We start from the raw sequence: 20758 nt of genomic DNA, 5'->3' as shown, positions 1-20758 counted from the left end.
CCCGCCGCCACGTGGGTGGTCCGGCGTCCTGCTTCACCTCGTGCGGGTGAGGCCGTTCGCCCTGCGGATCATCGAGGATGCAGCCAGGACGCCAGAGAGGGGAGGCCCGGACATGACCGCGAACGGAACCGGCGCGCTGAGCCCGTCCGAACGGGCGGCGTACGGGAGGCGGGTGCGCGGCGAGGTGCCCCGATCCGGCCACGCGCGCTTCGAGCCCGCCGCGAAACGGCCCGACCCCGTTGACGTCCTGGAGCGGCAGTCCGCGGCCAGACTGCCCGAACTGGTGCCGATCCGCTACGGCCGCATGCTGGAGTCGCCGTTCCGCTTCTACCGGGGCGCCGCCGCGATCATGGCGGCGGACCTCGGCGCCGCGCCCCACACGGGGCTGCGCGTCCAGCTGTGCGGGGACGCGCACCTGCTGAACTTCCGGTTGCTCGCCTCCCCGGAACGGCACCTGATGTTCGACATCAACGACTTCGACGAGACGCTGCCCGGCCCGTGGGAATGGGACGTCAAGCGGCTCGCCGCGAGCCTCGCCATCGCCGGGCGCGCGAACGGGTTCGCCGACCGGGAGCGCGCCGCCGTCGTGCGCCGGTGCGTGCGGGCGTACCGGGAGCGGATGCGCGAGCTCGCCGGGATGCGCACCCTCGACATCTGGTACGCGCAGGACGACGCCGGCGAGCTCGGCGCGATCCGGGCGCGGCGGCTGCCCGCCGGCGCCCGCCGCAGGTTCTCCGCGGCCACGGCGCGGGCCCGCACCCGCACGAACCTGCAGGCGTACGCCAAGCTCACCCGCCTGGACGGCGATCTGCTCCCCGAGGCCGAGGAGGCGGAGCTGGCGGAGGCGCTGCGCCGGCTGATCGAGGACTACGGCCGCAGCCTGTCCTCCGAGCGCCGGGCGCTGCTCGGCCGCTACCGCGTGGCCGACATGGCCCGCAAGGTCGTCGGGGTCGGCAGCGTCGGCACCCGCTGCTGGATCATCCTGCTGCTGGGCCGCGACGACGACGACCCGCTGTTGCTCCAGGCCAAGGAGGCGGGCGCGTCCGTCCTCGCCCCCTACGCCGGTAGCAGCGCGTACGCGAACCAGGGCGAGCGCGTCGTCGCCGGGCAGCGGTTGATGCAAGCGGCGAGCGACATCTTCCTCGGCTGGGAGACCGTCGAGGGGATCGACGGCCGGCGCCGCGACTTCTACGTCCGGCAGCTGCGGGACTGGAAAGGTATCGCCCGGCCCGAGACCATGACACCGGAGATCATGACGATCTTCGGGCGGCTGTGCGGCGCGTCGCTGGCCCGCGCCCACGCGCGGTCCGGCGACCCGATCGCGATCGGGGCCTACCTCGGCGGCGGCCACGTCTTCGACCGCGCGCTGGTGGAGTTCGCCGAAGCCTACGCCGACCAGAACGAACGCGACCGCGACGCCCTCGCCGCCGCCGCACGCGACGGCCGCGTCACCGCCGAGCCCGCCTGACGGCCCCGCACGACGGCCCCGCCTGACGCCCCGCCTGACGCCCCGCCTGACGCCCCGCCTGACGGCCCGCACGACGGGACGAGCGCCGGGCGGGGAGGACTCTCAATCGCCTGTCTGGTCGCCGTCGCCGCGACGCGGCCACCGGGCGCCCGTCTCGGCGCGGAACGCGGTGACCGCGGCCTCCACGGTCGGGAAGAAATGGCGGGGATCGATGGTGCGGGTCAGACCGTAGCGTTCGATCTTCCGGCGGACCGGGTCCTTCATCTCGGCGAAGACCAGGCTGATGCCGTCGGCGTTGAGCTTCTCGTCCAGCTCCTCCAGGACGTCGGCCGCCGTGGTGTCGACGTCGGTCATCGGCTCGGCCGCGACCAGGATCCACCCGGGCGCGGGCTCGGCGCGCGCGAGGCTCATGACCTCTTCCCGGAACGTCCTGGCGTTGGCGAAGAACAGCGGCGCGTCGAACCGGTAGATCACCAGGCCGGGCAGCTGCGCGGCGGCGGGGTAGGAGTGGACGTCGTGGTACCCCTCCAGCCCGTCCATGCGCCCGAGGACGGTCTCGTAGGGCCACCAGGCCCGGCGGAAGACGTTGAGGATGGACAGCGCGACCGCGATCCCGATGCCCGGCAGGACGCCCAGCAGCGCGACGCCGAGGAACGCGGCGAGCGACAGCGACAGCTCGGTCCTGCGCTGCCGCCACAGCCGGGCCGTCCCCGGGAGGTCGGCGAGGGAGAGGGACGCGGTGATGACCACGGCGGCGAGGGCGGGCTGCGGCAGGTTCCGGAACAGGCCCGGCACCAGGACGATCATCAGGGTGATCAGTGCCGCACCGACGAGCCCGGTGAGCTGCGTCTTCGCGCCCGACCGTGCCGCGACGGCCGTCCGCGAGCCGCTGGTGCTGACGGGGAACCCCTGGAAGAGCCCGGCGGCGAGGTTCGCCGCGCCGATGCCCGCCATCTCCTGGCCGCCGCGGACCCGCTGCCCGGTGCGGGCGGCGAACGCCGTGGCGGTGGAGATGGTGTCGGCGAGGGAGACGAGCGCGATGCCCGCCGCCCCGGCCAGCAGCAGCGCGATGTCGTCCAGCCGGACGCGGGGCAGGGTCAGGGGAGGGAAGCCCTGTGGAAGCTCGCCGACGGTGGCGATGCCACGATCCTCCAGGTCCAGGACGGAGACCGCGGCGATCGTCAGCGCCACCATGAGCAGCACCGCCGGGACCTTCGGCAGCCACCGCTGCAGGACGAGGACCAGCACGACCCCGGTGACGCCCACCGCGGCCGCCGCTGGGACGGCCTCCCCGTCCGCTAGCCCCCGGTCGAAGGCGACGGCCTCACGCAGGAGTCCGTCGCCGTCCGCCTTGAACCCGAACAGCTTCGGCAACTGACCGACGAGGATGGTCAGCGCCAGCCCGTTCATGTAGCCGATCATCGTGGGCTTGGAGATCAGGTCGGCGATGAACCCGAGCCGGGCCACGGACGCCGTGATCATGATCGCGGCGACCATGATCGCGAGCATGGACGCCAGCGCCAGCGCCCGCGCCGGGTCGCCGCCGGAGGCCATCAGCGGCAGGATCGCCGCGGCGATCATCGGGCCCAGGGAGGAGTCGGGGCCGAGGACGAGGACCCTCGACGGTCCGCACACCGCGTAGCCGATCAGGCAGAGGACGGACGTGTACAGCCCGGTGATCGGCGGCAGCCCGGCGAGCTCCGCGTACGCCATGCCCTGCGGCACGAGCAGCGTGGTCAGGACGACGCCCGCGACGACGTCCTTCACCAGCCACTCGCGCCGATAGGACCTGAGCGCGCGGTACCCGGGCACTGCTGACAGGGACACCATGAGCAGCCTCAACGCCCCGCGGACGCGCCGGCCGGGATGGTGTCTGGGGGGACGGCGTCGGTGGGGGCGGCGTCTGCGGGGGTGGTGTCCGCGGGGGTGGTGTCTGCGCGGACGGCGTGGCGGCGCGCCAGCGCCTTCCCCAGCTCCCACAGAATGAGCAGCGCAGGCGCCGGGCCGAGCGCCCGCCCGAACTGCCGCAGGCCGAGTTCGGTCGTGCCGAGCAGCCGGTGGAAGACGTCCATCTGGGTGACCATCACGGCGAGGACGAACTCGCCGAGCATCACCCGCTTCGCGTGGTCGGGGTCGGCCGGGGCGCTCTTCGGAGCCTCCTTCAGGAGGCCCCGCCCGGCCTCCGCCGGCTCGCGGCGCGCCTCCCCGCCCACCTCCGGATACCGGGGATCGAGCTTGATCAGCGCGTGAGCGAGCACCACGCTCGCGCAGATGCCCGCGAACCACTCGCGATCCGCCGGGACGACGTACCAGGGCGCCCAATCGGTGCTCGTCGCGGAGAGCATCTGCGAGAACGCGGCCTGGTAGTCGTCCCAATGCGCGCGTTCGCGAACGGCGGCATCCGAGAACTTCCAATTCCGCTCGGGGACGTCGACGCGCTTGAGAAAGCGGGTCCGCTGCTCCTCCTTCGACAGGTTGAGGGACAGCTTGACGACCTTGAAGCCGTTGCCGGAGAGGTAGCGCTCCCAGTCGTTGATCTCCCGGTACCGGGGAGCCCGCCGCGAGCGCTCCCACACGTCCTTGCCCTTCGCGCCGTCCGGGAGCCGCTGCCGGTCCAGGTTCTCCGGGTGGACGCGCACCACCAGAACCTCCTCGTAATGGGACCGGAGACGGCGCGCGTACCGCCACAGGTAGTCGTGGTCGAGTTCCTCCGACGACGGCACCTTGAACCCGGCGACGTGGACGCCCTGCGGATTCACGCCGCTCATCACGGGCCGGATCGTCCCGTCCTTGCCGCCAGCGTCCAGCGCTTGCAGACACACCAGCAGGCCCCACGTGTCGTGGGCGGCGAGCCGCCGCTGGTAGTCGGCCAGCAGCTCGGTCCCCGTCCGGAGCAGGTCCACGCCGCCCCTCTTCTTCACGACCCCCGCCTTGTAGGCCGGGTCGAAGTCCTCGGTGAGGTTCACCCTCGTCCCGGACGCGACCTTCAGCGGCTCGATGAACTCCGCGATACGCCTGGCCCTCTCAGCGGTCATCGCCGGTACATCCCTCCTGATCGAGACGGTCATCCGGTGGGCGGGACGGCCCGGCGGCCGCGCCGAGCTCCGGGTGCGGGGTGCCGCCGCGGGCGAACGCGACCCGGAGGAGTTCGCGCCAGTCCAGCCGGGGCTTGGCGGGCGGCGGTGTGTGGTGGTCGCGTGGTACCCGCACGCGTAGGGCGCCGGGCCGGATCACGCAGGTGACGGGGGTGGTGAGGGTGAGGGCTTCGCCGTCGACGCCGACCGGGATCTGCGGTGCGTCGGCCTCGATGACCACCACGTGTGCGGTCAGCGTGGTGAGGCCGCCGCGTCTGCCGCGTGTGCCGCGCAGCAGCCGGGCGGCCTGTCCGGCGCTGTCGGCGGTGAGGGCGAGGATGCCGAGCGCACCGGAGTTCAGCCGTTCCCGGCGTCCGGCGCCGGCGGGGTCGCCGCCCTGGTAGGGGTTGTTGCTCACCAGGACCGCCTGCGGGCCGTCCAGGACCGCCGGCCCAGCCTTTACGGTCAGCCGCGGGCCGCCGTGGTGGACCAGCAGGCCGGGCAGCATGTCCAGGGTCGTGCGGATCTTCCCCTCGCGGTAGTCGGGGCTGTGTACGACGGCGGCGTAGGCGCCGAAGGAGGCGTTGTTGACGAACACGCGCCCGCCGACCAGCCCCAGGTCCACGCGCAGTTCGACGGCCGCGCCGGTGAGGGCGGCCAGCGAGCGCGACGGGTCGGTGCGGTCGAGGCCGAGATCGTGGGCGAAGTGGTTGCGGGTCCCGGCCGGGATGACCATGAACGGGACGCCGTGCATGGCGGCGACTTCGGCGACCAGCGCCTGCGTGCCGTCGCCGCCGGCGACGCCGAGCAGGTCGGCCCCGCCGGCTATGGCTCGGCGGGCCAGTGCGGCGATGTCCGTGGGGCGGTCCGGATCGAGGACGAGGACCTGCGCGCCGAGTTCGCGGGCCCGCTCGCTCAGCCTGAACCGGCCGACCTTCCCGCCGCCCGACCGCGGATTCATGATGAGGAAGGGCCGCTGGGGAGGCGGGGCCGGCTGCTCTGCGCGGGGCCGGGCGGCCCCGCGCAGCGCGGCCCGGCCGCACAGGACCGCCAGCGCCCAGAGGACCAGCGCGGCCAGCACGGCCCAGAGCAGCCCGACCGCGACATAGCGGGCCAGGACGGCGACCGGCGCGCCCACGGCCAGCGCCAGGGCCGCGACCCTGGCCGCGCCTCGGTGTGTCAGCGCCCACCACAGCGCGGCCGCCGTGACCGCCAACCCGGCGGCCCCGATAGCTAGGAGGGTGAGGGCCCTGAACCCGGCGGACAGCAGCAGCAGCGTCACGGCGGCGACCACGAACAGCAGACACAGCCTCGCGGCCAGGCGCGGCCGACAGGAGAGACGCCTTACGAAGTTGTCTGGCACGGGCTGATCGCACCATCGGGCGAGTTGACCGCACATCACCTGGCACGGGTGACGCCGCCGACGGACACGGTGCGGGAACGCCGCGATGTGCGCTGGTCATCACAGTCGGGCTCGGTGAGCGGCCCGGTGAGCGTGCCGTCAGTGGGTAAGCGTCGCCTTGATGGCGACGATGAGCATGCCGAGCAGCAGGTTGACCACTGCGGACATGACGATCAGACGTCCGGTGGCGTGTGACCTGGCGTCCGCGACCACGGCCCAGCCGACCTGCCCTCCGAGGGCCACGAGCAGGGCGGCCCAGGACGCCGTCGCGTTGGACAGGCCGATGAGCCCGCAGCAGGCGGCGGCCGCCGCGGGCGGGACGGCCGCCTGCGCCAGCGGCCACTCGCGCCGTCCGGCCGACCTGATTCCCGGCCGGTCCAGCCGCCGGCCGTCCCGCCGGTCCCCGGCGAGGCCCGCGTACACGTGCGCCAGCCAGAACACCAGCCCGGTCGCGAGCAGCAGAGCGATGACCGTCGTCGCGGGGGCGGGGTCGTGCCGTGGGCTCGCCCCCACGACCACGGACGCGGCCAGCAGCGAACCGTACACGGCGCCGGAATAGTCGGTGCGCTCCCGGTCGTCCGGTCCGGTGGCCGTCCGCCGCCCGTCCAGTTGCCCTGCCATTTCTCCGCCCGTCCGCTCGTGCTCCCGGCATCCCGGCGCCGGCCTCCAGACTCCGCGCACCCGGCGGCCGCGGCATCACCTGCCCGGGGTGAGTCGCGCAGAGTTGACGATCGACGTTTACGGGAGCGCCTTCATGCGGCCGGTCGCCCCCGCTCGTATCGCGCCAGGATCTTCATGATCGCGTCGGCGTCACGGCCACCGCGGAGGAGGGCCGCCATCACGCGCATCGGCTGGTCAACGTGGTCGAAGAACCTCCGGTATCCCGCGCACAGATAGTTCAGGCCGGGCTCCCCGTGCGGTGACTCGGCGAACCGGTCGGCCGGACGGCCTCCCTCGCAGGCGAACAGGACCGGGCAGCAGCGGCAGTCGAGCGGCAGCCGCTCCCCTCCGGCGCGTGCCGCCCGAGGTCGCCGCGTCGCGGCCGACCAGGAAGCCAGCGTGTCCTCGAAGATCTTGACGAACTGCCGGCCGACGTCGTGGCGCACCCACTCGTCGAACACCGCCACGAGGAAGGCGCCCCACTGCTCCGGAGTGATCGTCCGCTCGGAGACCGTGGGTGGGCCCGCTCGCAGGTCCCCGCCGCGCCGGATGGGATCGGTGCGTTCCACGACGGGAAGGAACTGGACGTGCCGTATCCCGATCCCGTCCCGGAAACACTGGTAGAGCTCGTGCGGACGGTCGGCGTTGCCGGCATGCACAAGGCAGACGACGTTGCAGTCGACCCCGTGCCTGCGCAGCAGCCGGGCGGCCTCGAACATCTGCCGGTGCGCCACCGTGCCGCCTTCAACGGAGTTCTGGGTGGCCATGGCGCCGTCCACCGAGAGCCCGACGAGCATGTCCCGCTCGGCGAGGAAACGGCACCACGCGTCATTGAGCCCGGCGCCGCTCGTGCACAGTGCGTGCTCGACCTTCGCCCCTGGTTCTGCGCGCCGGTCGGCGTTCTCGACGGCCTTCTGGAAGGCGTCGAGGCCCACGGGGTCTCCGTCGTCAACCCACGTCACCGTGGTCGTGTGCTGCCCGGCGGGCCGGGCCGCGGGGCGTCGACGCCGCCTACTGCCCGAGAGGGGCACCATAGGCCCGTCGCATGCGAGCCAGCGCTGCGTGGCAGGCGGGCCGTCGGCGAGGAGACCGCTCTGTTCCAATGACATGTGGTTCAGCCCCCGAATCCGATGTTCCCGCCGGCCAAGACTGGGGTCAGTCTCGCGACGCCATCACCCCGGCAACTCACCCGCAGCGGATGAGATCGGCACCGGAAGGCTGGCCTATCGGACGGCGGCCGGGTCAGGCGTGAGCAGTGTTCAGGCGAGGATTTCGGCCTTGGCCTGCTGGTACTTCAGCTCCCTGATGTCGCCCCGGCTCCTGAGCTCGGCCAGGTTCATGCCCGTCCTCACCCCGTGCTCGCGTGGGACGTCCTTCCGAACCACCATCGGGACGCGCTACGTGCGCGTCGAACCTGAACTCGGGAAAGGTAGATCCTGATCGCTAGAAGCGCAGCTACGGCCCTTAGTGTTTTTCGGATATCACATCGACGCCAGACAGGTTCGGTCTCGACGATCACGCAGCTTCGGTCTGCGGAAAGTAACATGTGTGGGCTGCAAAATCGTCCGTTCCAACCCCGGATCGCAGGCTCCGCCGTTCGGGCCGTACGCCGGAAAGAGGCGCTCACCGCTCCCTGGCACGGAAGTATCCCGCGCCGAAAGAGTCCTACGTCGTCTGGTGTAGCCGTCCTGGTCCCGACTGGAACGGAAACACGTCAAATCTCATAACGCCTCTACCATAACTGAGACCACTCCTGTACCTTTACTTTTTTGGGAGGGCAGTATTGGGGGAGGCTCTTCTGGGTTGAGGAGGATGGGTGGGCGATCTCGGATCCGTGGCCATCGCCAGGGATTTTGACGCGAATCTGGTATCGCCCGAAGGTGGGGCTCTTGTCGTCGTGCATCATGGAACGCTCATTGCCTACGACCGGCCGGACGACATCACCGAACGCGATAATTCCTGGTTAGACGAGGTTTTCGAGCACTATGGCGTGACCACACTCCCGCCGCCCACCTATATCGCCGAAGGCGAGTTCGCGGGCTGGCGATGCTGGATCCTTGAGTTGGTAGAACCGCTCCTGAATTCTGTTCTGCAAGCCACACGCTGAAGTGCGGTCCAGGGCATCCATCCAAGGCCGCACACGCGACATGAATGCACATTTTATTAACGGTCGCGGCCCTCGCGCATCCAGTCCTTCTCAAGCCGGTTCGGCCTGTCAGGTTGGCCCTGGTGCTCTCAGTGACGCACTTCGATCGTGGTGGTTGCGACGGATGCGGTCCCTCCGCAGGCCCGCCACAAGTTGCCGGAGCCGGTCCATGCACAGGCCCTGGAATGGGCTCACCCTCTATGGAATTTCTCTTCCACATCATAGAAGGATTCCACGCCGTGAGCACGGCGAACAATCACCGTCGCTAAGGCAAAATAGCCACACCCATGCCACCCGACGGGCAACAGACTGATACGCGAAAGCCGACAGGCCACCGTTCCGAAGATGTCGCGACTTGGTCGAGAACCGACCGCTTCACGTCGTAACCGTCGAGCCGTTCAGCGTAAGGAAATACATATATCCCGGGCGTATGCGCGGGACCTACCCGGTGGAGACCTGAGGCGGCTCCGCCGCCGATTGTGGTGTCTTCATCAACCCTGCTCCTTTGACCGCGCACCCCCCGGTCCCGAGACCGGGGGGTGCTGATCCGCGGGGCGTCCGCTCTCTTCGGCGACTGCGGGATCGCCGAAGCCCCCGGTTGCGGACGCTGACCCGCTGGCCGCGCTGGTGCAGGCCCACCGGCGCGACGGATCCGGGGCGGCCCATATCCCCCGGGATGACGGCCGCTCCTTCAGCGGTCGAGCCGACCTGCTCCCTACCCCCGAAAGAAGCAGGCCGACCCTCCACCACGGCGCGGCCATCTGTGGTGCCCGAACCGTTTCCGGTTCCGACAGGCATGAATATAGCCCATGTAACATCAGCCTGCAAATTGGTCGCGAGGAAGAGAAATGAACCGTGCCAAATGAGACATCCCGCCCCAGCGAGCTCTCAGCTCGACGAGCACCAGTGCCCGAGCTGGACGATCGGTACGCCAAGGACGGCATGGGCCGGCTGCCCTCAGCGATTAGTGTGCAGGTGGGCGGGCTGAGAGAATCGCCAACGGCTGTCAATGGGCTTCGGCTGGAGCAGAGGCAAGGAGCCCGTTGTCGATGTCTCGTCGGTATCGAGCCGCGGGGTTAGGAAACAACGCGGAGCGAGCCACGAGTGCCTGGGTTCGGTGATGGCGTTCCTGGGCGCGGTGAATCAGCATCTTCGGCCTCTCCACGCCACACGGGGAGCCTGCCCGGGGTGGAGTCCCCCGGCGGTGTGGCCACTGAGCCCACCGAGCCCATGCGCTAACAACCTACGGATTACAGGCCGGGCTTGAATGCCCTTCCTCGTGCGGGTGAGGGGGCGGGTACCTACGGGCGAGGCGCGGGATCGGGCGGCGGGGGGAGGCTGGCGGGGACGAACGCATCGTGGAGGTCATGCGTGAACATCCTGCCCGTGTCCGATCCTTTGCCGGATTCGCTCCGTTGGTGGCGGCAGTGGCCGTTATGGGCGGGCTATGCCGCCGGTGGATGGGCCTTGCTGTACGGCGGTGTCCTGCTCGCGATCAGCATGGGCGGCTGGACGCTGTATGGCGTCCCGTACCTGGGCTGGACGGCCGCGGCCGTGCTCGTCATGGCGGCGGGCCTGGCCCTGGCGACGGTGCGCGGGTGGGGCCGGAGGCTACCGCCGGCGGTGGTGTCGGCCGGGTTGTGGACGACGGTGGCGCTCGCGCTGGCGGGCAGCGTGTTCGTGCTGCTCAACCTCATCGAGCTGGTCGTGGACGGTACCGTGCGCGACCGCGAAGGCCGCCCGGACTGGGATGGGTTCGGCCAGCGGCTCGGCTTCGCCGCCGTGGCGGCCTTGTTCCTCGCGACGGCCTTGTCGTGGCGGCATCGCACGCGGAGCACCTGCCCACGGTGCGGCCGCGCGGCCCACCCGCCGGGATCGGTAGCGGCGGTCGTGCGTCCCGCACCTCCGGCGTCCGGCCGCATCCACCGCGTCGCCCGCCTCGGCGGCCTGGCCGTCGTCCCCTACTACACGTGCCACCTGCTGCGTTTCGCCGACGCACCACCGTTTCGCGGCGGCGACCTGGCGGCCCCTGGCGACCTGTTCATCCCCGCCTTCGTCATCGGCACCGCGCTTCCCGCCGAATTCCTGCTTCAAGGACTGGTGCGCGAATGGGGAATGATCTTCCCGCGCTGGACGCTGTGGCTGTCCGGCAGGCGGGTGCCGCGCTTCCTGCCCATATCGCCGGTCTGGCTGATCGCGCCCACCCTCGCGTCCTATGGGACGGGCGCCTGGATCTACCTCCTCCTCCAGTTCACCGGCGTGCTGGACATGGACGGCTCAGCCGCCGAGTACCTCCTCGGCTGCTCCGCCGCGACCGGGTTCGCCGGGTACGGATGGTCCCTGGCGATAGCGGGCGTGTCCTACCAGCGACGAACCCGGCCCCGTTGTGTCCAGGCGGGGAATCCGCACCTTGGCGACGAGCACGGCCGGCTCAGTTGACAGCATCCGTGGGCGGACGAGTGGAATCGCCGGTCTGTGTGTACCCCTCGGCTCTTGAGGATCTACCCGACCCGAGAATCAGCCTGAGATTCCGGTATCCCGACACCGGGCTCACCGGAGCCGCCGGAGACGGGCTCGGCCCGATCGGCGAAACCGGTGCGCGAAAGCTGCACCGACACCCCCATCCACGCCCCGGCCACCAGCGCCACGAGCACCGCCACCCCTGGCCACGCAGGTCGGCAACGACCCGAGACCAGCGGATCGGGGTGACTGCTCAGCGGGCGCTGTCACGAGGGCTCGCCCACGATGCTCTGCAGCAGCTTGACCAGCACCGGAGTCGGCACCGCCACTGAGTACCCGATCGATCGCGGCGTACAGCAGCATCCTGTTGGCCGCCTCCACCCCACCGCCCCCCGGCCAGCATGAGACGGGCCCCACCGATCGCCGCCAACCCCACTAGCAACCTCACGATCACGTTCCGAAGATTGCGGATCACCTCATCCGGCGACCCGGCCGCGGCCAGACCTGTGCCGTTGCGGAGGCGCTGCGCCTTCCAAGACGCAGGACCTCGAAGCCCGGACGGCACCTTTCGAGGCGTTGCCGGATCCTTCCCTTTCGCGGTGGCTATTCCCACTTCCTGTGATTGTTGGCCGCGGCCAAAGCCGCCGACTCGACTGCCTTGGTACTGGGCGCCTTGGCTCCCCGCTCGACCGATCGGGGGAACGCCACTGGTGCAGGCACGCCTCGGCGATGCCGAGTACTGCCGCGACCTCGTGCACGCTTCGCCCGGATTCGACAAGCTCCAGGGCTTTGCGACGGAGCTTGGGGGATACGGCTTGGGCCTGACGTGAGGCCTCCTTCGGCGTCACCAAGCCCGCGGTCTCTCAAGATCGATTCCGGAAAGCCGGGGGAGAGCAGGCGCGGCGGGCGGACGACCGCACGTAGGGGGCATCGCCCGGCCGAGATCCGGGAAGGTTCCACCGGGCTTCAGGGTCTGCGGCAGCGAGCAGGGTGCACAGCCGAAGTTGGCACACAGCGTCAACCCGGGGACCGGATCAGTGCGGCGCCAGTCACGGTCTGAAAAGAGAAGCGGTTGGGGCTTGGCGTTCAGCGGGCGGACCGGTCAGCTCGTGGTGGCGGGTTCCGCCGGGGTCGCGGTGGCGATGGCGGCGAGCCAGTCGATGCGCTCGGCGGGCTGGCCGAAGACCTCCTCGAAGATCTTCTCGGTGTCGGCAGGGCCCGGGTCGGGAACCACCAGTGGACGCGCTGTGGGGCGGGGCCCAGCGCCCGGTAAGCGCTGTCGCACACGGCGACGAGCAGATCGGTGGGGCCAGCACGTCGTCGACGTGCACGGTGTCACGGCTTTGCAACCGCGGCCCGTGCCGGTGGGCAGTGGGCGGTGCTGGCGGCAGTGGGTGAAACGCGCGGGGCGGGCCGGATGCCTGCGGAGGCGACCGGGATCGGAGAACGGTCCGCCCAGATCGCGGCGGCCAGGGGGGAGCGGGCCTCGTTGCGGGTGCAAACGAACACCATCCGCGGCACCGTCAGCGGCGTGATCGGATTCAGCGCCCGCAACACGGAGGGAATCAGGCGCACGTACCTGCCTCGTCGGTCGACTTCCGAGCGCGTCCGCTCGACGAGTCCCGCCGCCTGTAACACCCCCAGGTGGTGGGCCGGCAGGTTGGACGGCAAGCCCCGCAGGCGCCCGACCTCCCCCGGAGCCAGGTCGCCGAGCAACAGTGCCTCGACGATCGCCGGCCGCGCCGGGTCGCACGCGCACGATGCGCGGCCGCCCGCTCTCGAAGCAAGGATGGATCAAACACCATTGATGCAATAGTCATTGATGTGTTTTCATGAGGTCAAGGCCGCTGTCCGACGGCCCCGCTCCCCGCCCCCCGCCCCCCGGAGGCCCCCGTGCCTGACGATCCGCTCCGCCAGCAGCGCATTGTGCGCCGCGTGCCCCGGCCGCACTGACCGGGGCCCCAGCGACATCTGGGCCCCGTCGGGCCCGGCGGAACAGGCGCTCCCTGCCGTTCCTCGACCTTTACGCCCCGCCGTGTCCGAAACCCGGGGCGACACACGCGACCGGTGCGGTCCGGCCCGACGCCAGGCCGCACGTAATTGCCTCCAGTCTCGCACTTAATTGCGAATTCGGCCATTAATGCCGGTCGTCGAGCGCGGAGTCGTTCATTTGCCGTGCCCAATTCCGAAGACCTATCGACTCCGCAAGCTGGCAGGCATTGCACTGTTTCTCCGCGCCGCCCGCGCCTACCTTCATCGGTGTCCGAGAAATTCGACCACGATTGGCGGTGTTCGAGATGAGTCAGATCACCCCGAGGGAATGGACGGGCAGGTGGGAGGCGATTGTCCAGGCCCCGACCCTGACCAAACTGTACTGGCTGCTGCGGATCGGAGTGGCCGTGGAATACGTGGGGCACGGATGGGCGGGACTGAGTCGCTCGCGGGCCTGGCTGCCCTACTACGACATGTTCGGCATCTCCGCCGACTTCGCCCTCGACTACATGTTCTACATCACCGGCACCATCGACATCAGCGTGGGACTGCTCGTCCTGGTGTGGCCCGCAAGGATCCTGCTGCTGCACGCCACCGTGTGGGGAGTGTTCACCGCGCTGCTGCGCCCCGCCGTCGGCGAAGGCTGGTGGGAGTTCCTGGAGCGCGGCGGCAACTACGGAATGCCGGCGGCCATGCTGATCCTCGTCGGACTGGGAGGCTGGTCAGTGCGCGGCTGGCTCCGGCGCGCCGACGCGCCGACCGCCGTCTCCGACCGCTCCCTCATCGCCGCGCACTGGGCCGCCCGCGGCGGCCTGGCCCTGCTCCTCATCGGCCACGGCGGATTCGGCGCTTTCGAGAACAAGCCCTACTGGTACGACTTCTTCGACTTCTTCGGCATAACCCGTTCCACGGTCGAGTCCGCCCATCTCATGGTGGTGTTCGGGACTTTCGAGATCTTTCTCGGCCTGGCCATACTCATCAAACCGTGGCGTGCGCTACTGCTCTTCACTTTGGCCTGGAAACTCGGTACCGAACTGCTGCGGCCCCTCGTCGGGCAAGAATGGTTCCAATTCGTGGAACGCGACGGCGACTACGTCCTGCCGATCGCCCTGATCCTCATGGGCGGCCTTTACGCCCAAGCCCTTCACCAGCGCACCCCCGACGCCCCGGCGATGCCCTCCGCCCCGACACGCGCCCCCGCAAAGTAAACCCGCCTCCAAGCGCTCACCCGCTCTCCCAGCGATCAACTCTCCCGCCGACCGGCAGGGCACGATCTTTCGTCAGGGACTCAAAACGTCCAGGAACCCAAAGTGCTCACCTGCCGGATGACCATCAACCCAGGAGTCTGCCCGATGGCCTACTCCCAGAACTGATGTGGAACCCGCGATGACTCACCACAGCCCTGCATCGAAAATCCGTGCCGCCTCGCTCGCGCTCCTGGCCGGTACCGCGCTCCTCACGGCCGGGTCCCTGCCCGCCCCCGCCGCCCACGCCGACCAGCCCGCCGGCCACGGTGCCCCGGCGGGCCGCCCGTCCTACAAGCCCGTCCTGCTGGCCACCATCAACGTCGGCCTCAACCCCCGCGCGGTGGCGTTCGACCCCGACCATGAGACCGCCTACGTCGCCAACGCCGGATCCAACACCGTCTCGGTCATCGACGTGGAGACCCGGAAGGCGGTCGCCACCATCGAGGTCGGCAAGTTCCCCTACGGCGTCGCGTTCGTGCGCGATGGTGACTTCGTCTACATTCCCAACCGCGACTCCGACGACCTGTCGGTGATCGACACCCACACCCGGAAGGTCATCAAGACCGTCACCGTCGGCGACGCCCCCCGCTGGGTCGAAGTCGCTCCCGACGGCCGCCACGCCTACGTCAGCAGCACCGGATCCGGCGTCGTCACCGTCATCGACACCGCCACCCACGCCGTCACCGGCAACATCCCCGTCGGCCTGTCCCCGCGCGGCATCGCCTTCACTCCCGACGGCCGCACCGCCTACTCCGCCAACTCCGACTCCGACAACGTCGCGGTCATCGACACCCGCAGCCAGAAGGTGGCCGCGACCATCACCGTCGGCGACGAACCCCGCGGCGCCTTCGTCACCCCCGACGGCCGGACCCTCTACATCTCCAACACCATCGGCGGGACCGTCTCGGTCATCAGCACCCGCACTCGCACCGTCACCGACACCATCACCGTCGGCGCCAACCCCCGCGGCCTCAACCTCTACCGCGGTGGCCGCATCGCCTACGTCGCCAACTCCGGCTCCGACACCGTCAGCATCTTCGACACCCGCACCCACCGTGTCCTCGGCGACGTCGCCGTCGGCGACGACCCCCGCTGGACCGCCTCAGGACCGGACGGCGACTACCTCTACGTCACCAATACCGGCTCCCACACCGTCTCGGTCGTCACCGTGACCCGCTGACCGTCCGAATCCGCCTTGGTGATGCCACCTGAACGGCTCCCTGGAGCATGCCCGGATGGTGGCGCCCGATCTGAAGACGCGAGCGGTGCTCAGGCGTGGGCCGGCGGCCTGATCGAGGCGGGCGGGACCGCGGATCCGATCGTGTTGTTCGGTGCAGGTGAAGCTCTCAGCCCGCTCAGATCATGAACTCTCGGTCAAGGCGGCGACGAAGAATGCCGAGAGGTGCTGCGAGTCCGTCATCGGCAGCGGCTGCAACGGTAACGATCTCGTCCTCGAAGGTGGTTGTCATTGCGAGGCCATCCGCGTCCCATGCCCGCACCGTCCCGTCGTCGCTGCCGGAGGCGGTGACGGTCTGGCTCTCCACCTGGCTTACCGCCACCGCGTAAACGGCTCGATGTGGCCGGTGGGCTGTTCACGAGGCCGTCGCCGCGTTCGACCTGGTCATAGTTGAGGTTGGGACTCGCGTCCGCTCCCGGCAAGAACACGCTCACCGGCCCCTGCGCGGAGCTGATCGAGTGGCGGGCGGCGGCGAAGCCGTTGCGGAGCTTGAACATGCGCGGCGGGGATGCGGAAGTCCACCCGGGAGGGGCAGGAGATCAGGGGCTGTCGGTCAGGCGGCTAGTCTAAGGGGCCGATAGACCGATCGAAGGGGCGGCCGAGTGCCGGACTCTCGGGTCAATTCTGCCCGTGAGGCGGGCTCTGACCTGCATCTTGAGCTGTCGCCCACGGGGCCTCGCCGGGCGGCGGTGGCGGCGGCGCTGCGGGAGGCGGTGCGCAGCGGGCGGCTCGCGCCGGGGACCCGGCTGCCGCCGTATCGTTCGCTGGCGGTGGATCTGGGGGTGGCGCGCAACACGGTCGCGGACGCGTACGCCGAGTTGGTCGCCGAAGGCTGGTTGACCGCCCGGCAGGGTTCCGGGACCCGGGTCGCCGCACGCGTCGTCGCCAAGCAGCGTCCTGCGCCCGGGAAGGCCCCTGGCCACAAGGCGGGCGCCGTCGCCCACAATCTGCGGCAGGGACAGCCCGACGCGACGTCCTTTCCCCGTGCCGCGTGGGGCACGGCCGTCCGCCGTGCGATGACCGCCGCGCCGCATGACGCGTTCGCCCCTGGCGATCCGCAGGGACGCCCCGAACTGCGTCGCGCGCTGGCCGAGTACCTCGCACGCGCGCGTGGCGTGGCTGCCTCACCTGACCAGATCGTCGTCTGCGCCGGGTTCGCGCACGGGCTGCGTCTGCTGTTCGGCGGCGTGCTGTCTGGACCGCTGGCCGTCGAGCCGTACGGCCTGCCCTTCCACCGCGACATCCTGGCCGCCGCCGGAGTGCGCACGATCCCGTTGGGCCTTGATGAGAGGGGCGCACGGACCGACGAACTGGCGTCGCACCCTGGTATCGCGTCGCGGCGCGGGGCAGGCGCCGTTCTCCTCACGCCCGCTCACCAGTTCCCGACCGGCGGCCCGCTGCATCCGGCGCGCCGTGCCGCGGCCGTCGACTGGGCGCGCGGCCGTGGCGGTGTGGTGCTGGAGGACGACTACGACGGCGAGTTCCGCTATGACCGTGAACCGGTGGGCGCCCTCCAGGGGCTTGATCCTGATCACGTCGTCTACCTCGGTTCGGTGAGCAAGAGCCTGTCCCCGGCGATCCGGGTCGGCTGGATGGTGCTGCCGCCGCACCTGGTCGACGCGATGCTCACGGCCAAAGGATTGCGCGAGGCGTGGACGGGCGTAACCGACCAGCTGGCGCTCGCGGAGCTCATCGGGTCCGGAAACTACGACAAGCACATCCGCCGCATGCGGCAGCGCTATCGTGCCCGGCGCAACCTGCTCGTGGCGACGTTGGCCGAACGCGCCCCGCACATCGCGGTGACCGGGATCGCGGCCGGACTGCACGCGGTCCTGCGTCTTCCACCCGGTACCGAGGGCCCGGCCGTCCAGGCGGCCACCCGGACGGGCGTGGCGCTCGACGGCCTCGCAACGTTCCGCCACCCTGACAGCCCACAACCCCACCGCGACGGACTGGTCGTCGGATACGCCACACCTCCCGACCACCGCTACCGACCGGCACTCGACGTGCTGTGCCGCGCCTTGCCGCCGCCCTCCGACGCCTGACCGGTGCACCGCCCCGTCCGAAGCGATCCAGAACGCCAGAGCGTGGTGCCACCCGAAGGGGGCGACAGCACGCCGGACCCGTACCGATCAAATGTGCATGACCGATCGACTGCCGGTCTGCGCCTGACGCTCGACGACCGGCGTAGTGCGGTGCTCGCGCAGACCGAGCGCGATCAGCGCGGTCGCCGCGATGCCCCGCCGCGGCGATCAATATCGTCTACGCAGTCCGCCGTTGGTCGCGGTACGCAGAACCTGGCCCCAAGCCCGTCCAAACCCGCGCTGGCGACGGCCACCAGCAGGACCAGGCCGACCGCGATGGCGGCCATCGGAAGTGCCCATGTACAAGAACGTGACGGCCATCCCCACGCTCAGTTCGCGATTGACGAACAACCGCAGCGGCATCAGCGGGTCGGCGCGGCGCCGTTCGACCGCGATGAAAACGGCGAACATGACGGCGCCGCGAGCGCGGCGGTCAGCATCACGGGCGAGAGCCATCCGGACTCCGGCCCCCTGCACCAGGGCGCACACCACGGCGGTGACCCCGATCGTCGAGGTCGACGCTCCCGCGACGTCCATCGAACGGCCACCGGCGTGCGGCCCGTCCGGTGCGATCACTACGAAGGCGAGCAGCGCGGCGGTACCGGCCGGGGCTCGCCCAAGTGCCGAGGGCATGGGGAAAACCACTTTCGGAAGTGCGGGGAGGAACACCCGTTCGGGCCGCCGGGACACGCGACCCGGCGGCGGGTTCAGTCCTCGGCGAGGGCCTTCGACCACACGGGGCTGTCGAAGTAGTGATTGTCGTACTGCTGCGAGCTGTCGCGGATGTCCTGCACCGTGGCCTCGCCACGGTAGACACGCTCCAGTAGCCGGTAGTAATCGAAGCGCTCCAGGCCAGGGGTGAAGACCACCAACATCTCGGCCTCGCTGCCGGGAGCCGGCGCGAACGCGTGCGGCACGGTCGGCGGGACGGTGAGGAAGTCGCCCCTGCCCAGGATCAGGATCTCCTCGTCCACCAGGATCCGCATCGTGCCGTCCAGGACGAAGAACATCTCGGTCGCCTTGGTGTGGAAGTGCGTGGGAGCGCCCGGCGAACCCTTCTGGAACGTGGCCTTGTTGGCGGTGAGCGCCCCACCGGTCGCGCCCGCGTCGGCAAGCAGCGTGATCAGGCTCGTCGCGCCGTCCTGGAGGGACTCGGCGCTCTCGGAGCGGACCAGAACGGGGGCGTTCGACTGGTTCGAGACCGCGGCGTTCACAAATTCTCCCGGCTGTCCGGCCCGGCTTCCCACCAGGCACTCCTTGCTGACACCGATGAATCTACGACGCTCAAAGACCCACCAGATGGTTCATTCGCTGGCAAAAAGCATGGGTCAATCGCCCCGTCGAAGGAGAAGCATGCTGGGGTGAAGACGGCTGATCGCGAGCACTGGGCGACCGCCGCATGACCGGCTGCAGCCGGTTCAACCGCCCGGAGTTCGTGGCTCGATCTGCGTGAGGCAGACGAGCTCTCGCCCTCCGGAGGAGGTAAGCATGCCTGTGGGCGCCAGCTACCCAGGCCGAACTGGACGCACTGCCCGCCGATCGGCGCCTTGAGTTGCCCCAGTCGGCGCGCACGCGCTCCGACTGGCTCGATCGTCGCGTCGGCGGGAATATCGCTCAATCGCCAAGACCGCCAGTTCAAAGGCCATGTGGACCGGACCAAGATGATAAAACGCAAATGTATGTCCGGACCTACTCCGCAAGCACGTCCTGCTCGTCGACTAGCCCGGCCACGAAATGTGCCCGAGCCTGAAAAACTGCGACGCGCGGGCGCGTAGGCCTGGCCCCCTCCACTCTCTGGAGGGCGATCAAACTGGAGGGCTGGGCTAAGGTCCGGCGGCCGGGGGGTATGGCGGTCGCCAGGGGGTTGAGGCGCCGACACCACTGCCGGATCTGCTCTTCCTTCGGCGACACTCCCGGCGCCTCAATGCAACTGTGTCGCACACTCCCTCCTACCGCGTGCCTGCACTCAGATGGAAGGCTCCGCTCCGGCTCCTGAGCCGTCCGCCGAGGGCTCGATGCGGGAGCCTCGCTCGTCGGACTCGGATCCGACGTCGTCGGGCTGGGCGCTTGAGTGGTCGGCCATGTTCGAGTCGTCGGGGGAGCGGGCGGATCCTCCTGCGCGCACCCGGCAGCCAGCACCCCCCGGCCACCCCCATGATCGTTGCGATGGCGAACTTCGCGCATGACTTCTGGACGGGTGCACGCCGACCCGGCGGAGGCCCAAGCGGTTGGAGATCCACCCGTTGACACGGCGCCTTCGGGGCGCGGCCCTCGGACTCGGAGATCCGCGCATCCACGCTTGGCCTGTACGCCTTCATCGGCCGGCCCCCTCGTTGGAACGTCCTCCCAGGTCAGAGCCAGGTCACTGGGGGAGGGCGTGCCCGGAGAAACGTGGACCGGACGCGAACACCGCGCATGGCAGCGGCAGATGAACCGCACCGTTCAACTCGAACCACTCACCCACTGAACCCCACATCACTGGCACCGCCGGGCGCCGCGGACGATCGCCGCGCGCCGGCTTGATCAGGTCCCTGCCAATGCCGGCAGGGGCAGGAGGTGGGCAACTCCCGCTGGGCTGGCTAGGGAGGACCAGAGCAGTCGGGTCATCGTGAGCCCGGGGGCGAGTCGCCGAGCAGGCATGGAGCAACTGCGGGGACGAAGTGGGGCATGTCGGGCGGCTGGCGAACCGGGCATTTTCTTTGTTTGGGCTGGTCACAGGTGGTGGGTCGCGTGGGACTCGAACCCACAACCTACGGATTAAAAGTCCGAAATTGTCATATCAGTGCAGTGCTTTCAGTGTCGGCCTATACCATTCTGTCCTCATCGAGGCCCATTGCTGTGCCGCTAAATCCCGCTCAGTGCCCTCGCGTTTCGGAACCGCCGAGCAGACAACGAGCAAACAAGCGGGGACTGCTGTGCTTGCCGCCTTCAGCACTCCTACCTCTGGCGAGAGTTGGAACGTGGCCCTCGATTTCAACGACGCGGGGC

17 protein-coding genes and 1 tRNA gene are annotated in these 20758 nt (G+C 69.9%); 6 read left to right on the top strand and 12 right to left on the bottom strand.

Going from position 1 to position 20758, the window contains the following annotated elements; genetic code table 11:
* Nucleotides 1-112 precede the first annotated feature (112 nt).
* The gene (locus tag ACH34S_RS06575; RefSeq protein ID WP_395951499.1) at nt 113-1468 is read left to right on the top strand and encodes a DUF2252 domain-containing protein; all 1356 of its coding nucleotides are present in this window, start codon (nt 113-115) and stop codon (nt 1466-1468) included.
* A 102-nt stretch (nt 1469-1570) separates the two neighbouring features.
* Here the strand turns inward: ACH34S_RS06575 and ACH34S_RS06570 are convergent, their stop codons facing one another.
* The 6 genes from ACH34S_RS06570 to ACH34S_RS06545 all read right to left on the bottom strand — a co-directional run bounded on the left by ACH34S_RS06570 (nt 1571) and on the right by ACH34S_RS06545 (nt 7992).
* Nucleotides 1571-3295, bottom strand: coding sequence for a SulP family inorganic anion transporter (locus ACH34S_RS06570; protein WP_395951498.1), 1725 nt, complete (start codon nt 3293-3295; stop codon nt 1571-1573).
* An 11-nt stretch (nt 3296-3306) separates the two neighbouring features.
* The gene (locus ACH34S_RS06565) at nt 3307-4503 is read right to left on the bottom strand and encodes a PPK2 family polyphosphate kinase (protein ID WP_395951497.1); all 1197 of its coding nucleotides are present in this window, start codon (nt 4501-4503) and stop codon (nt 3307-3309) included.
* Nucleotides 4493-5905, bottom strand: a complete 1413-nt coding sequence (locus ACH34S_RS06560) for a diacylglycerol/lipid kinase family protein (RefSeq protein ID WP_395951496.1) — start codon at nt 5903-5905, stop codon at nt 4493-4495. Before ACH34S_RS06560 ends, ACH34S_RS06565 begins: the two co-directional genes overlap by 11 nt.
* A 138-nt stretch (nt 5906-6043) precedes the next feature.
* On the bottom strand, nt 6044-6565 hold the full coding sequence (locus ACH34S_RS06555; RefSeq protein WP_395951495.1) for a hypothetical protein: 522 nt from the start codon (nt 6563-6565) through the stop codon (nt 6044-6046).
* Between the two features lie 131 nt (nt 6566-6696).
* The gene (locus ACH34S_RS06550) at nt 6697-7539 is read right to left on the bottom strand and encodes a hypothetical protein (protein WP_395951494.1); all 843 of its coding nucleotides are present in this window, start codon (nt 7537-7539) and stop codon (nt 6697-6699) included.
* Between the two features lie 324 nt (nt 7540-7863).
* The gene (locus ACH34S_RS06545) at nt 7864-7992 is read right to left on the bottom strand and encodes a hypothetical protein (protein ID WP_395951493.1); all 129 of its coding nucleotides are present in this window, start codon (nt 7990-7992) and stop codon (nt 7864-7866) included.
* 428 nt (nt 7993-8420) lie between these two features.
* On the opposite strand from ACH34S_RS06545, the gene ACH34S_RS06540 reads away from it, so the two are divergent.
* Together ACH34S_RS06540 and ACH34S_RS06535 are read left to right on the top strand one after the other, a co-directional pair.
* The gene (locus ACH34S_RS06540; protein ID WP_395951492.1) at nt 8421-8711 is read left to right on the top strand and encodes a hypothetical protein; all 291 of its coding nucleotides are present in this window, start codon (nt 8421-8423) and stop codon (nt 8709-8711) included.
* 1506 nt (nt 8712-10217) lie between these two features.
* Complete coding sequence (locus ACH34S_RS06535) at nt 10218-11189, top strand: hypothetical protein (protein ID WP_395951491.1); 972 nt, start codon at nt 10218-10220, stop codon at nt 11187-11189.
* Nucleotides 11190-11686: 497 nt separating this feature from the next.
* On the opposite strand, the gene ACH34S_RS06530 is transcribed toward ACH34S_RS06535, so the two are convergent.
* Together ACH34S_RS06530 and ACH34S_RS06525 are read right to left on the bottom strand one after the other, a co-directional pair.
* Nucleotides 11687-12058, bottom strand: coding sequence for a transposase (locus ACH34S_RS06530; protein ID WP_395951490.1), 372 nt, complete (start codon nt 12056-12058; stop codon nt 11687-11689).
* 254 nt (nt 12059-12312) lie between these two features.
* Nucleotides 12313-12444, bottom strand: a complete 132-nt coding sequence (locus ACH34S_RS06525; RefSeq protein ID WP_395951489.1) for a hypothetical protein — start codon at nt 12442-12444, stop codon at nt 12313-12315.
* Nucleotides 12445-13507: 1063 nt separating this feature from the next.
* On the opposite strand from ACH34S_RS06525, the gene ACH34S_RS06520 reads away from it, so the two are divergent.
* Both ACH34S_RS06520 and ACH34S_RS06515 read left to right on the top strand, forming a co-directional pair.
* The gene (locus ACH34S_RS06520; RefSeq protein ID WP_395951488.1) at nt 13508-14410 is read left to right on the top strand and encodes a hypothetical protein; all 903 of its coding nucleotides are present in this window, start codon (nt 13508-13510) and stop codon (nt 14408-14410) included.
* Between the two features lie 178 nt (nt 14411-14588).
* Nucleotides 14589-15629: a beta-propeller fold lactonase family protein gene (locus tag ACH34S_RS06515; RefSeq protein ID WP_395951487.1), complete on the top strand. Its 1041-nt coding sequence runs from the start codon at nt 14589-14591 to the stop codon at nt 15627-15629.
* 175 nt (nt 15630-15804) lie between these two features.
* Here ACH34S_RS06515 and ACH34S_RS06510 read toward each other — a convergent pair whose 3' ends face one another.
* Nucleotides 15805-15993, bottom strand: coding sequence for a hypothetical protein (locus ACH34S_RS06510; protein ID WP_395951486.1), 189 nt, complete (start codon nt 15991-15993; stop codon nt 15805-15807).
* A 295-nt stretch (nt 15994-16288) separates the two neighbouring features.
* Between ACH34S_RS06510 and ACH34S_RS06505 the strand changes: the two genes are divergently transcribed.
* Complete coding sequence (locus ACH34S_RS06505; protein WP_395951485.1) at nt 16289-17731, top strand: PLP-dependent aminotransferase family protein; 1443 nt, start codon at nt 16289-16291, stop codon at nt 17729-17731.
* Between the two features lie 207 nt (nt 17732-17938).
* Here the strand turns inward: ACH34S_RS06505 and ACH34S_RS06500 are convergent, their stop codons facing one another.
* From ACH34S_RS06500 to ACH34S_RS06490, 3 genes are all read right to left on the bottom strand, one after another.
* A complete protein-coding gene (locus ACH34S_RS06500) occupies nt 17939-18403 on the bottom strand; it encodes a hypothetical protein (protein WP_395951484.1) in 465 nt (154 codons plus the stop codon).
* A 74-nt stretch (nt 18404-18477) separates the two neighbouring features.
* On the bottom strand, nt 18478-18984 hold the full coding sequence (locus ACH34S_RS06495) for a cupin domain-containing protein (RefSeq protein ID WP_395951483.1): 507 nt from the start codon (nt 18982-18984) through the stop codon (nt 18478-18480).
* A gap of 1505 nt (nt 18985-20489) precedes the next feature.
* Nucleotides 20490-20602 (bottom strand) — tRNA-Lys (locus ACH34S_RS06490).
* Between the last annotated feature and the right edge of the window lie 156 nt (nt 20603-20758).

Source organism: Actinomadura sp. 3N508 (assembly GCF_044326375.1).
Lineage (GTDB): Bacteria > Actinomycetota > Actinomycetes > Streptosporangiales > Streptosporangiaceae > Spirillospora.
Note: the sequence above shows the minus strand (reverse complement) of the source record. Positions and strands in the feature narration are given on the sequence as shown.